The organism is Flavobacterium sp. ABG (genome assembly GCF_001027725.1).
Lineage (GTDB): Bacteria > Bacteroidota > Bacteroidia > Flavobacteriales > Flavobacteriaceae > Flavobacterium > Flavobacterium cupriresistens.
This window is the reverse complement of record NZ_LEKS01000006.1, coordinates 80836-94843: the sequence shown is the minus strand read 5'-3', so window position 1 is coordinate 94843 and position 14008 is coordinate 80836. Positions and strand designations below refer to the sequence as shown.

13 protein-coding genes are annotated in these 14008 nt (G+C 34.0%); 7 read left to right on the top strand and 6 right to left on the bottom strand.

What is annotated here, in order from left to right; genetic code table 11:
• Positions 1-38: 38 nt before the first annotated feature.
• The 6 genes from AB674_RS08080 to AB674_RS08055 all read right to left on the bottom strand — a co-directional run bounded on the left by AB674_RS08080 (position 39) and on the right by AB674_RS08055 (position 6220).
• The gene (locus AB674_RS08080; RefSeq protein ID WP_047775509.1) at positions 39-1355 is read right to left on the bottom strand and encodes a CDP-glycerol--glycerophosphate glycerophosphotransferase; all 1317 of its coding nucleotides are present in this window, start codon (positions 1353-1355) and stop codon (positions 39-41) included.
• 16 nt (positions 1356-1371) lie between these two features.
• Positions 1372-2514 carry a DegT/DnrJ/EryC1/StrS family aminotransferase gene (locus tag AB674_RS08075; protein WP_047775508.1) on the bottom strand — a complete coding sequence of 381 codons (1143 nt, stop codon included), beginning with the start codon at positions 2512-2514 and terminating at the stop codon, positions 1372-1374.
• Positions 2511-3488, bottom strand: a complete 978-nt coding sequence (locus AB674_RS08070; protein WP_047775507.1) for a hypothetical protein — start codon at positions 3486-3488, stop codon at positions 2511-2513. The genes AB674_RS08075 and AB674_RS08070 overlap by 4 nt, the downstream gene beginning before the upstream one ends.
• An 11-nt stretch (positions 3489-3499) precedes the next feature.
• Complete coding sequence (locus tag AB674_RS08065) at positions 3500-4102, bottom strand: trimeric intracellular cation channel family protein (RefSeq protein WP_047775506.1); 603 nt, start codon at positions 4100-4102, stop codon at positions 3500-3502.
• A gap of 96 nt (positions 4103-4198) precedes the next feature.
• Positions 4199-5065, bottom strand: a complete 867-nt coding sequence (locus AB674_RS08060; protein WP_047775504.1) for a hypothetical protein — start codon at positions 5063-5065, stop codon at positions 4199-4201.
• A gap of 411 nt (positions 5066-5476) precedes the next feature.
• Entirely contained in the window at positions 5477-6220 is a 744-nt protein-coding gene (locus tag AB674_RS08055) for an RDD family protein (RefSeq protein ID WP_047775503.1), read from the bottom strand.
• Between the two features lie 20 nt (positions 6221-6240).
• Between AB674_RS08055 and AB674_RS08050 the strand changes: the two genes are divergently transcribed.
• The 7 genes from AB674_RS08050 (at position 6241) to AB674_RS08020 (ending at position 13810) form a co-directional block, all read left to right on the top strand.
• On the top strand, positions 6241-7221 hold the full coding sequence (locus AB674_RS08050) for a stage II sporulation protein M (protein ID WP_047775501.1): 981 nt from the start codon (positions 6241-6243) through the stop codon (positions 7219-7221).
• Between the two features lie 12 nt (positions 7222-7233).
• Positions 7234-8007 (top strand): hypothetical protein, encoded by a 774-nt coding sequence (locus AB674_RS08045; RefSeq protein ID WP_047775499.1) that lies wholly within the window; start codon positions 7234-7236, stop codon positions 8005-8007.
• Positions 8000-9205, top strand: a complete 1206-nt coding sequence (locus tag AB674_RS08040; RefSeq protein ID WP_047775498.1) for a DUF4350 domain-containing protein — start codon at positions 8000-8002, stop codon at positions 9203-9205. The genes AB674_RS08045 and AB674_RS08040 overlap by 8 nt, the downstream gene beginning before the upstream one ends.
• Positions 9206-9247: 42 nt before the next feature.
• On the top strand, positions 9248-10261 hold the full coding sequence (locus AB674_RS08035; protein WP_047775496.1) for an AAA family ATPase: 1014 nt from the start codon (positions 9248-9250) through the stop codon (positions 10259-10261).
• Positions 10262-10375: 114 nt separating this feature from the next.
• Positions 10376-11707, top strand: coding sequence for a DUF58 domain-containing protein (locus AB674_RS08030; RefSeq protein ID WP_047775495.1), 1332 nt, complete (start codon positions 10376-10378; stop codon positions 11705-11707).
• A 58-nt stretch (positions 11708-11765) separates the two neighbouring features.
• Positions 11766-12662, top strand: coding sequence for a hypothetical protein (locus tag AB674_RS22535; RefSeq protein WP_117610293.1), 897 nt, complete (start codon positions 11766-11768; stop codon positions 12660-12662).
• A gap of 62 nt (positions 12663-12724) precedes the next feature.
• Positions 12725-13810, top strand: a complete 1086-nt coding sequence (locus AB674_RS08020) for a phosphoglyceromutase (protein ID WP_047775494.1) — start codon at positions 12725-12727, stop codon at positions 13808-13810.
• Positions 13811-14008 lie beyond the last annotated feature (198 nt).

Here is a 14008-nt window from a genome sequence, read left to right as displayed (position 1 = left end):
ATTACTTGGTTTAAAAAAAGTAAAAATACAGTTTTAAATTATGAAAAGATTTGACGCTCTAAATACTCCAATATATTTTCAGAAGCAGTCTTTCTATTTTTTGGAATTAAAATATTCTGAACAAAATTATCACGTTCTTCTTTCATCCAATCCTTTTCATTCAATACCACTTTTTCAATAAAATCGACTACCTGTTTCTTATTTCTGGACTGATAATGCGCCGCTACTGCTTTCTCCCCAAAAACATTCCAGTATTCCATAACCGATTCCTCTCTGACCATAAAAAGGGAAGGCTTTCCCGTGATCAAATATTCCCCCATAAATGAACCGCAATCGTGAATCAATGCATCTGAAGTTAAAAAAAGAGCTATATAATCACCATTGTCAAATTGGCCATTCTCTAAGCTTGACCATTTATTATAATAGTTGTCTGTTTTTTCTTTGCCCCAATTAACGTCTTGTTCTAATTTAACTCGTAACAGATGGTGTGGTTTAAATGCAATTTGTACTTTATCCTTATACTTTTCAGCCAACTCTAAAAAAAAGTCATGGTATTCTAAAAAATTTGCGACTCTATTCAACTCAGTCATTGAATGATGTGGCGCCCATATAATCTTTTTCAGCGCTAAATTTTTATTTTTCCAAACTGTATGATTTGGATTTTTATTGATTAATAACGGATCGAATCCCGGATAGCCTGTTACAATAGTATTTCTTCCTTTATTTCTTTGTTTTTGTAATGCGATTTCTTTATGAAGTGGGGTTTCGGCAAAAATTTTCCAAACAAGATTATGAAAATTTAAATTATAAACAAACTCAAAATCAACTGTCATAACGGCATAAGGTACATAACAAGTTAAGGTTCTTGAAAACTGTTTGATGTAATACCGATAATCCTGCAATCCTTCGTACGGATTGGTATAAAACACAAGGTCCGGTTCGAAACTTTTTTTTATATCCAAGTACTTTTTTGCTTCATTATCATAGGTTTTAATAACATCATAGCCTTTATTTTTAAAAGCTCTGAATGTTTTATCCATTTCAAACAGCATGTTTTCCACGCCATAATCTACCACAGGGCAAACGAATAGAAAAGGTTCAAATTTTGGATGCTTTAGCATTAAATCAAAAAGAACATCGTATTTCCAAACAGACTCATGGGTCAAAAAGAAGGCAACTTTTACTTTTTCTTTGCCTCTCACAAGCTGAAGTGCTTTTCGGTGCTTTTTAGGTGCTTGTTTGATTTCATACCAATCAAAAGCAGCTCTTAATTTGGTGAAATTATAAATCCTGATTAACGAAATCCATAGTATTTCAGGTACGAATTTTTTAATAAATAATTTTAATTGTGCCATTTTTATCCAATCAAAATTAATATTTATTTAAAACCTCAACAATAAAATCTACTTCCAACTCCGTTAAAACCGGGCTCATTGGCAAACTCAAAACTTCATCATGAATCTTCTCTGTAATTGGAAACGATAACTGATTCCAATTCGGGAATGCTTGCTGTTGATGTGGTGGAATTGGATAATGAATAACCGTCTGAATATTGTTTAGTATTAAATATTCTTGCAAATTTTCTCTATTTCCTGTTCGAATAACAAATAAATGAAACACATGATCATTCGATAAATCCCAAACGGGAAGTATTATTTTGCCATTTTTAATTTCTGTTAAATACCGTTTTGCAATAACACGACGTTTGTCATTGTCAAGATCTAAATTAGGCAGTTTTAAGTTCAAAAAAGCAGCTTGCAATTCGTCTAATCTTGAATTTACACCAATAAATTCATTGTAATATTTTTTTTCAGAACCGTAATTTCGCAGTGAAAACAGCACTTTTGCCAACGCTATATCATTTGTTGTAATGGCTCCACCATCTCCTAAAGCTCCCAAATTTTTCCCCGGATAAAAACTGTAGGCGACTGCTGAGTGTAGATTGTTGTTTTCAGATTGTAGATTGTTGTTTTGAGTATTTTGACTTTCGACTTTTGACTTTAAACTTCTTCCTGCTCCGTGAGACTGTGCTGCATCTTCAATAATTAGCAAATTATTCTCCCTTGCAATGCTGTTAATCTGATCCATTTCCGCTAATTGGCCGTACAAATGAACTGCTAAAATGGCCTTGGTTTTTGAAGTGATTTTTTCCGAAATTAAATCCGGATTTAGCGTATAGGTCTCTAATTTGGGTTCGACTAAAACCGGAACCAAATCGGCTTGTAAAATGGCTAAAACACTAGCAATATAGGTATTGGCGGGAACAATAACTTCGTCTCCTTTTCGGAGTTTCCCTAATTGAATATAGGCTTTAAAAATCAATGTCAAAGCATCCAGACCATTCCCCACTCCAATACAATATTCGGCATTACAATATTTAGCAAAAGCCTTTTCAAATGTCTCAGTTTCTTTCCCTAATACATACCAACCGTTATGAAAAACCGATTTCAGTTTTTCCTGAAAAGCAGCTTCGTACGGCTCGTTTATTTTTTTTAGATCTAAAAAAGAAATCATATCAAAACGTTATTTAGTAAGCTATAATTGGAAGTTTCAACTTCGTAAAAATCGTGAATTATGGTGCTGGCTCCGAAACTTTCCTTCCAATAGGACAATCCTTCATTTAGTTTTTTGCCCTGATTTTCATTTGAAATCCCGAAGTCAAAAAAACGCTTTTTAGCATATCTTTCTTGAATCAAATGTTGATATAAGAAATCTAAACTTCCTAAACGATCGTCTTGTTCCAACTTCGAAATATACTGGCAGTGTGCTACTGTTTCTGTTTCAAAAACAGTTGTTCCGCCTATGATTTTGCCTTCAAAATACACGTTAAACTGACGAATATTATCTGGAAAAAACACCTTTAACCGACTAATTTCTTCTAAGGAATGAACTGGTATTGTCTTGTGTTTTTTATCCAGATTGGGAATCAGAATTTCATTCCAGAACAATTCAAAATCGTTTTCTTCTTTGATATGCAACTGATTTGAAACTGCTTTCTGAAAACCTCTTTTTCTAATTTTTGAAACAGTATTTTTTTGCGACAAATCAATAACAGAAAGGGAGTCCCGACGGATTAATTTACCTTCAGCTACAAAGAAACAATATAAAATTTCTTCGGCGGGTTTTAAATGATAAATTGACGGTAGTATCTTAACAATTAATTTTTGAATTCCACTTTCATTCAAAAAAAACAAAACGGACTGAAAAACAGCAAGCACTGTGCTCAACTTGGTCTGATCCTTATAAACCAAACCTCCGTAAGTAAGGCCCTGATGCGAATACACCAAATCACCTTCTTTATTAGCCGGTAAAACCGCTAGTAACTTTTCATTTTTAAAAACAAGAAGCGAAAAATCTTCAAAACGATCCTGATGATACTGCATGAAATTACGATGAAATAAAAAAGTTGCATTTTTGGCCTTCGCAAGGAAGTCATTCCAAATTGCAAAATCATTTTGATCGTATTTTTTTACCGTATATTTTGTCATCCCTGATTTAACTATTTGTGATCAAATGCTTTCAGATACCATTTGTATTTTACCGCCATCAGCCTCACTATAATGATTACCAAAGAAGTTATCAAATACAAAAGATCATCCTCCAGATTCATTTTTTTTAGTATAAAGAAAACGGCTCCTCCTAAAATACAGATCGTAGCATAAATTTCTCTTCTGAAGATTGTTGGAATCTCCGTACATAAAATATCACGAATAACACCTCCAAAACAAGCTGTCATGGTGCCAAGAGCAATACAAATTATGGGATGTAAACCAATTGAAATTCCTTTTTCTAATCCAATTAAGGTAAAAACGCCCAACCCGATGGTATCAAAAAGAAACAAAGAAGTTCGTAGTCTGTCAAACTTTTTTCTGAAAAGAATGGCCAGAAAAAACCCGAAAGTAATAACGTAAACGTATTGCAGATCTTTCATCCATCCAACCGGGGTTCTGCCTATTAGAACATCACGCAGGGTTCCTCCTCCAACAGCCGTAACAAAAGCAATAATAAAGACCCCAAACGGGTCTAATTTTTTATGCATTGCTGTTAAAGCGCCGGACATAGCAAAGGCCATCGTACCGATCAGGTCTAATAAATGGAACATTTTTTATTTTTAGTTACTAAGATTCAAAGGTGCATAGGTACAAAGATTTGACTAAATTATTTTACTTTATTCCTTGTTTTTACAGCGAACTCGCCATTATTTTTTGGTATAAATCGGGCTTCTTTTCAATAAATACGAAACAGAATCGATCCAACTGTCTTTTATACTGAACAAAGGTTTTCTGGTTTGAGAATATATTTTTGTGTTGTTTTTATACATATCAAAATATACCGTGTAATAGTAATACGTCTGGGTATTGGTACTGGTTGTCCCAATATCGCTTGTTTTTACCTTTTTATTGTTATCGCTAATTTTAGCATTCCCACTATTATAGGCTACTGATGTTGCGCTTTCGGCCGTTGTAAAAGAAATTTTGGCAGCCACGATGTTGTCAACTCCAAGAATTTTTTGAAGGTCTTCAATCGGAGTCTCGTCGATGTTTTTATAATCAATTCCGGCTTTGTGCAACAAACTGTTTGTTGTTCGCAAATCCTGAACTGTCAGCGGGAAAATATTAGAGGACTTATCTAATAATTTGTTATAAAGATCGTTTTGAGCAAATTTAGACATCTCCTCAGAACTTTGCAGATTGTCTGCATTTACATAAGGAACGGGCAATACCGCAATGGTATTGGGCTTCATGTCGGCACTGGCTAGCGTTTGATTTGAGCTGTTGTTAGTATTAGTGCTACTTACCACATTACTGGTTGTAGAAACATCAAAGGTCTGAGAACGACCACTGGCAAAATCAATTCTGGCAATTTGGGAGATATCCAGTGAAATTTGCAACGTCTCACCCGGTAAAGAATATTCTACCGTTTTATCAGACATTTTTGCAATAGTACATTCAATAATCTGGTAGTCACGTTTTATTATTTTATCTAACTTTTTGCTTCCATTTTGAGCAAAACCTGCAATCGTAACCAATAACATAATTATCGCAAAAAACTTTGTAGTTTTCATAATCTTAATCATTTAAATTACCCTACTCTTATGGCTTTTCGGTGACTCCATTCAAAATACAGGTAACAATGTTACCTGCCTGATTAAATTGATAAGCGGTATTTGTCCGCTTATAATTGTTTCTATTTGATTAGTCAAAGTTATCAATTTAGAGGCTCGCAAAAAATGATATATGTCATACCTTTTGAATGCAATTAATTTCACCACATAGAGACATAGTCAACAAAACTTAAAAAAAGACGTTTCACTCCAAATAAATCACATAAGCCTATGCGAAAAAATTATGATTTTCTTAAAACACCTCAAAATAGCTTTTTACCACGAATTGGCGCGAATTTTTAAAGTTTGACTGTTATTATAATTCGTGTTAATTGGTGAAATTCGTGGCAACCCTTATTTTGTTCCCTGCCCCTACATATTCTGCGTGTAAAAATTATAATCTTTTAAAATTACCCTTAGAAAATCACGTTCATTGCCGGATTGATTTTTGATTCCGGTAACACTTTCAATTTTAGTAACCAATTTAGTAATGGTTTCATAGTCATTTTTAAGATCTGCTTTTTGAAATGTTTCCTTTATAATTCGCATATCATTATCAGACAATTTTATCACCAAAGGATAAGTCGGAATATAAGCGTCTCCGATCTCTTCGAGAATGGTATGACTTATATTAATTTTATTCTTTAAAGTAATAACAGCAGTTCCCGCCACCATGTCTCCTAAACGCTGTCCTTTTTTACTCGAAACTACAGCTACCAAAGCAATAACACCGCTAAAAATAGAAATATCTACAAGTCTGAAAAACCATCGCATCAAGTAGTCTCCAAAACCGGCCTGATAGCCATCAATTTTCACCACTTTTATCTTAACCAGCTTTTTTCCGATCGTTTGACCTTCAAAAATGCTTTCTAATGTGAGCGAATAAATGACAACCGGGAAATAAAGCAGCAAAAGGATCGATATTCTGGACCAGTTATCCATACCATCTAATGCCATATCTAAATGGAATGCGTAAAAAAATATCCCGTAAATGACTATGAGATAGGCAAATTTAATAATCAAATCGATAAAATAAGAGCCGATCCGCTCGCCGGCAGATGCTGCTATAAAATTTATTTTAACATTTTGCGTAGTATTTATTGATAATTCTGACATATTTTATATTTTAGCCCATAATGAGAGAGATCGCCTTCATAAAACAAAATAAAGAAAAATGGCTGGAATTTGAGCTAGCTATTTTCGGTAAAGCTAAAAAAAATCCTGATGAGTTAGCCAATTTGTACATTCAAATGATGAATGATTTGTCTTACGCTCAAACGTATTACCCAAAAAGCAAGACTGTCGTTTATCTAAATCATTTGGCTTCACAGATCTATCAAAAAATTTACAAAACCAAACGAGCTGAGAAAAACAGGTTTCTGGAATTTTTCAGAACCGAAGTGCCTTTGCTGGTGTACGAATACAGAAGATATCTCTTGTATTCATTTGTCTTATTTTTTATAACCGTGGGCATTGGTGTTATTTCGGCACGATACGACATTAATTTTGTTCGCTTAATTTTAGGGGACGGTTATGTAAACATGACTTTAGAAAACATTAAAAAAGGAGATCCTATGGCCGTTTATGCCTCTGGAAGTAATTGGGGAAGTTTTATTGGCATCACCATGAACAACCTTTATGTAGGAGCCAGATGTTATATTTACGGTCTTTTTGCAGGAATTGGCACTTTTTATATTGCCATGCAAAACTGCATTATGCTAGGAGCCTTTCAGTACTTTTTTTACGAACAAGGTGTTTTCTGGAAAAGTGTTCGTGGAATCTGGATTCATGGTTCTATGGAAATTTTTGCCATCGTAATCGAAACCGCTGCCGGATTTATTCTCGGAGCTTCGATATTGTTTCCAAAGACATTTTCCCGGGTAAATTCTTTTAAAATAGGTTTCAAAAACAGTTTCAAAATCTTCCTGAGCACCTTTCCTTTTACTATTGGCGCAGGATTCCTTGAAGGTTTTATCACCCGATATTCAATCGATATGCCCAACGTATTAAGCAGTTTTATCATACTCTTAACCTTAGGTATTATCTCTTTTTACTATTTGGTTTATCCTTTTATCGTACACAAAAAAACACAACAACTATCAGCCAAATTGATCTAATCAGTACCGATAATGAATAAAATTTTCTTTGTTTTATCTTTTCTTTTTTTCTTTAGCATCACAAATGCTCAAGATACCTTGGTGACTGTCGATCCGCCAAAAATTACCTCGGTAAAATATACGGAGAAAGATATCATAATCGATTCGGATGCGGTTGAGGCCAAAACTTTTCATACAGATTTCAAGAAAAAATATACTTCCTCAGATTTTGTATACGAATACAAAGCCCCTGAGAAAAATCTCTGGGATCATTTTAAAGAATGGCTGGCCAGTATTTTAAGAAATCTCTTCACTTTCAGCAACCCGCAGGCCGCATTAAATTTTGTGTCTATTTTATTGAAAGTACTCGCCGTACTGATTATTGTTTTTGTAATCTATCTGATCGTAAAAGCAATAATTAATAAAGAAGGTAAATGGATTTTCGGAAAAGATTCTCATAAAAAGACCATCTATTACTCTGAACTGGAGAAAAACATACATCTGTTAGATTTCAAAAAACTTATTCAGGAGAGTATCGAAAAAGGAGAAAGAAGAATCGCAATACGCTACTATTACCTTTGGTTATTAAAAGTTATGGCGCAAAACCATTATATCGAATGGGATATCGAAAAAACCAATTCCGATTATTTATACGAGCTTCAAAGCCCCGTTTATAAAGAAGAGTTCACTTATTTATCTTATTTGTACAACTATATTTGGTATGGCGAATTTGAAATTGATGAAACCACTTTCAAAAAAGCAGAAAACCGTTTTAAGAATTCAATAAAAACCTTTAGCAATGAATAAATCCGTAAAAATTTACATCGCTATTCTGGTTTTTGTTTTTGCTCTTATTGTAATAACCAGTGCCAATAAGCCCAAACCGATCGATTGGAGACCAACCTACTCTGTCAATGATAAAATTCCATACGGATTATATATTTTTGACAAAGAAATTGGTGGCTTACTAAAAAAGCAAAAAATTGAACGCATAGCTACTATAACTCCTTATGAGTTTTTAGATTCAAAATACATTCCCGATACCGTTTCCGGAAAATACAGCATTAAAGGTACTTTTTTCAATATAGCCGAATTTGGCGATATTGACGATCAGTCCATAACCGAGCTTTTTTACTTTGTATCTCATGGAAATAATGCTTTTTTGAGCATGAAAACGTTTCCCCAGTCGATATTAGACAGTTTGAAGATTGAGATAAACACCAACTTTCAAGCTGCGCCTAATGCAAAGGTCTGGATGGCTAACGCAAAAGTAAGTTCCAAAAAATACCTGCTTAAAGATGTTGGTATTGAAAATTATTTCACAAAAATAGATACGGCAACGACTACCATTTTAGGTTATCAGGGGAATCAAAAAGAAAAACATGTCAACTTTATAAAAGTCCCTTATTCGGGTGGCTATTTTTATTTGCACATGCAACCTGTTGCTTTTACCAACTACCATTTATTAAAAAAGGATCATTATCAGTATGCCGAAAATGTACTTTCGTATATGCCAAAAGGAAACATTTACTGGTATACCAAAGGACAAAACAGCGAATCCATTTCTGATTCGCCGTTGCGATACATTTTAAGTCAGCCCGCATTAAAATGGGCGTGGTACCTGTTGCTAATTGGAATCCTGATTTTTATTCTTTTTAATGCCAAACGAAAACAAAGAATCGTTCCAATCCTAAAACCGCTCCCTAACTTAACCGTTGATTTTACCAAAACTATCGGAAACTTATACTACCAGGAAGGCGATCATGATAACATTATCGATAAAAAAATCATTTATTTCCTCGAAAGAATACGAAATGAGTACCTAATCGACACCACAAAACTCGACGATACTTTTATCCAGAAACTGCATCACAAATCAGGAAAAGAGGAAAAAGACATCCGCGAACTTGTATTTTTGATCAACGAATACCGACGAAGTTATCACGGAAGTCTCGAAGAAGATTTAATTCGAATTAATAATGCCATCGAGAAGATTTTAAATTAATACTTTTAACAGAAATTCATTCAAAAGAAAACATACCACAACATGGACGATATAAATACAACAAAAACAGAAATTACAAACGAAAATGTAAATTTTGAAACCCGACTAAACCTAACGCCACTTTTAGACCACGTTAGCAGTATCAAAAAAGAGTTGGAAACAGTAATTGTAGGTCAGCATAAAATGATTGATCAGCTTTTGGTTGCTATACTATCAAACGGACATGTTTTGTTGGAAGGAGTTCCCGGAGTTGCTAAAACCATTACGGCAAAATTACTCTCAAAAACGTTAAACATTGGTTTCAGCCGAATCCAGTTTACACCAGATTTAATGCCTTCCGATATTTTAGGAACTTCGATTTTTAATCTGAAGAACTCTGAATTCGAATTTAAAAAAGGACCAATCTTCTCTAATTTAATTCTAATCGATGAGATTAACCGTGCTCCTGCCAAAACACAGGCTGCCCTTTTTGAAGTTATGGAGGAACGTCAGATTACCATTGATGGGTCTGCCTACAAATTAGAAACTCCCTTTTTGGTAATTGCCACACAAAACCCTATTGAGCAAGAAGGAACGTATCGTTTACCTGAAGCACAATTAGACCGTTTTTTATTCAAAATCACCATCGATTATCCAAAATTGGATGAAGAAATTCAAATCATTCAAAGAGAACATTTGCTACAAGATCACGGCAAACTGGAAGCGATAAAAACGATACTTTCTGCAGTAGAGATCAAAGCCTACCAAGCATTAATCAAACAAATCAGAGTAGAACAAAATCTATTGGAATACATTGCCAGAATCGTAGTAAACACGCGTGAAAATGCCTTCTTATACCTTGGAGCCTCTCCTCGTGCCTCAATCGCAATTCTGAATGCAGCCAAAGGTTATGCAGCCATTCGTGGTCGCGATTTTGTAACACCAGAAGATATTAAAGACGCAACTGTTCCAGTGCTGCAACACCGTGTTATCGTCTCACCGGAGCGCGAAATGGAAGGAATCACAAGCTCTGAAATCATCAAACAAATCATAGAAACCGTTGAAATTCCAAGATAAATGTTGCTTGTAAAATGTAAAAAGTAACACGAAACATCCTCAACGTGAAACCTGAAACAAAAAAAACCTGAAACAAAAAAACTTGAAACAAAAAAACCTGAAACCATTAAAAACGTGAAATTCATAAAAAGTCTATACATCAACAACTTCTTCTTCTATGTGCTTCTGGGTATTGTCGGACTGTTTTTTTGTGCTTTTATTTTTCCTACTTTATATAACGGTGTTTGGTTTATAGTTTTAGTTCTCACTACTTTTTTAGCATTAGACATTTTACTCCTGTATTTAGCCAAAACCGGTATTGAAGCATCGAGAAATACGCCCGAAAAACTTTCAAATGGCGATTTAAACCCAATACAAATTACAATCAAAAATCAATATACTTTTCCGATTTCGGCGAAGGTCATTGATGAAATTCCGTTTCAATTTCAAGTCCGTGATTTCAAAATTATAAAAAGCATAAAAGCCTCCGCTCAGGAAGAAATCGGATACGATTTGCGTCCGACGGAACGTGGCGAATACTATTTTGGAAATCTTAATATCTATGTTTCTTCCCCATTAAAATTAATCTCCCGAAGATTTACTTTTGATAAAGACCAAATGGTTCCAACCTATCCGTCTTATATTCAATTAAGAAAATACGATCTCTTTGCTATTTCGAACAACCTGTTTCAATACGGAATTAAAAAAATTCGCCGTATCGGACATACCATGGAATTTGAACAAATCAAAGAATACGTTCAGGGAGATGATCTGCGAACTATAAACTGGAAAGCCACAGCAAAGAAAAATGCCTTGATGGTAAATCAATTTCAGGACGAAAAATCACAATCAGTATATCTGGCAATTGACAAAGGACGTGTCATGCAAATGCCTTTTAACGGCTTAAGTTTATTGGACTATGCTATAAATTCGACTTTGGTTTTATCGAATGTAATTCTAAAGAAACAAGACAAAGCAGGAATTTTCGCCTTCTCTAAAAAAGTAGAAAACAGAGTTTTTGCCGAAAAAAGAGGCTCGCAAATGCAAAAGATCCTCGAGACTTTGTACAACATCAAAACCGATTTTTTTGAGAGTGATTACAGTCGTTTGTATGTTGACATCAAGAAAAACATCAACCAAAGAAGTTTGATCATTCTGTACACCAATTTTGAAACAATGGACGGTCTAAACAGGCAATTACCCTATTTAAAAGGAATTGCAAAAAGCCATTTATTAGTGGTAATTTTCTTCAGCAATACTGAACTGAATGAAATTATCCATAAAAAAACGGGTACGATTCAGGAAATATACGATAAGGTTATTGCTGAAAAATTCATGTTCGAAAAACGACTAATCGCCAACGAACTTAAAAAATACGGAATTCATTCGATACTTACACAACCCGAAAATCTGACTTTGGATGCTATTAATAAGTATCTGGAAATTAAGTCGAGAGGGATTTTGTAATTAGGTGAAATGTTTTTTGTGAAATCTAAAATGGTTACCGAATTTAAAATATAAAACTATGAAAAAAGTAATTTTGATTGTATTCTTTTTCACAAGCATTTTCTCAAATGCACAGGAAAAAGAAACAATAACAGTTCCAAAAGGAATTGTTTACAATTACTGCAGTCCTAAAGTTCTCGAAAATGCAAAAAAATTAATCACTAGTAATTTATCCAATAGCAACGATTATAAACTTCTACAAGAAAATATGATTGTTGGCCCAGAACTATGGAAAAGATACAAGGACAATAAAAACATTCAAAAACTACAGACAGGAAAAGTTCAATTTCATGTTAATAATTCAGTATTAGATGGACAAATGACTCATGACATCAATGACACCAAAATAATATGGGATGAATTCAAAAATGAAGTATCGCAAGGATATAAAATTCGAAAAGCAAATGAAGACGAATTAAAGTATTATTGGTCAGTTATATCATTTGACATTGACGAACCTTTATTAATCATAGAAACAAAAGAGCACAATTACATTTTAAATATCTTAAAAAAGAAACTAAAACTATTGTGGCTGGATGAAGCTCCTAAAAAAGATCAAAAACCAATTACTCAAGGAATGAAAGAAACCAAAATTGAAAAAGTTTTGTTGCTCAGTTCCGATGATGAAATAACCCAAAATAGTTCTGTTGAAGACATTACATTAATCATAGAAAAAACGCAAAAAATATTTAATGAATTGTTTCAAAATTCCGAAAAATCAGGAAAAATTATGATTCAGTTTGAATTAAAAAAAGATACGAATGAAATACAATTCGCCGTTAAAGATGATCTGGATTTAGATATAATGAAAGAATTTGAAAAAAGAATTAATAGCGAGCAATATCCAAATTCAAAAAAAGACCCTGTTAAACTTCAGTTACTTTGTAAAGTAAACTCGTTTGATGAAACGGAATAAATTGTTTTTGGGTTCATTAAAAATAAACTTTTATAATCTTGAATTTTTATAAATCAATAAATATGAAAAAATTACTTTTAATTCCATTCATTTTAATCAGCTTTTTGTCGAGCGCACAAAAAACAGAAAATATTATTATCATCACCACAGACGGTTTTAGGTGGCAGGAAGTCTTTAAAGGGATGGATACCGCAATTGCCAACGACAAAAAATTCAATCAGGGAGACAGTACCTACATCTACAAGAAATATTACAGTGCTGACAGCAATGAAAGCCGCAAAAAAATAATGCCCTTTTTCTGGTCCGAAATTGCTTCGAAAGGACAAATTTATGGCAATCGCGATTTCGGAAATAACGTTGACGTTTCCAATCCATACTGGTTTAGTTATCCCGGATACAGTGAGATTATGACTGGAAATGTAGATTTGCAGATCAATGCTAACTCTTACAAAGCCAATCCAAATGTAAATATTCTGGAGTTTTTAAATCAGCAGCCAAAGGAAAAAGGAAAAACGGTTGCTTTTGGTGCCTGGGATGCTTTTGACAGAATTCTAAACGAAAAAAGAAGCAACTTCCCTGTAATTTCGGCTTTTGATAAAGTAGGCGGAAAGAAGCCAACAGCAAATCATAAATTATTAAACGAAATGCGTGATAACTCGTTTAAGCCTTTTCATGAAGACGAATGCCTTGATGTTTTCACCCATTATGAAGCCTTAAACGAACTCAAAACCAACAAACCAAAAGTACTCTATATTGCTTACGGAGAAACCGATGAATGGGCTCATGCAGGTCATTACAAATCGTATCTGGATGCCGCAAACCAAGTTGATAAATGGATCAAAGAAATCTGGAATTTTGTACAAAACGATCCGCAATACAAAAACAAAACGACACTGCTTATTACGGTAGATCACGGTCGCGGGGACAAAACAAAAACACAATGGACCGATCACGGTAAAGATATTGAAGGAGCCTCACAAATCTGGTTTGCCGCAATGGGGCCTGAAATAGCGCCAAAAGGAGAAATCAAAACAGCAACGCAATTGTATCAAAAACAATTCGCACAAACCATTGCCAAAATCATGGGATATACTTTTACAGCACCCCATCCTGTAGAAAAAGAAATAACAGAATTGTTTAAAAATTAAGCAATCCGTAAGATATTTTTTTGCCACGAATTTCACGAATTCACACGAATTATAATAGTAGTCAAACTTTAAAAATTCGCGCCAATTCGTGAAATTCGTGGCAATCTTTTAAACCTTTTTCTAAACTCTGCAGCTTTACCTCTCTGAGCCTTTGCAGCTTTAAAAAAAAACTCAGAACCTTAGCAACTCAGTACCTCA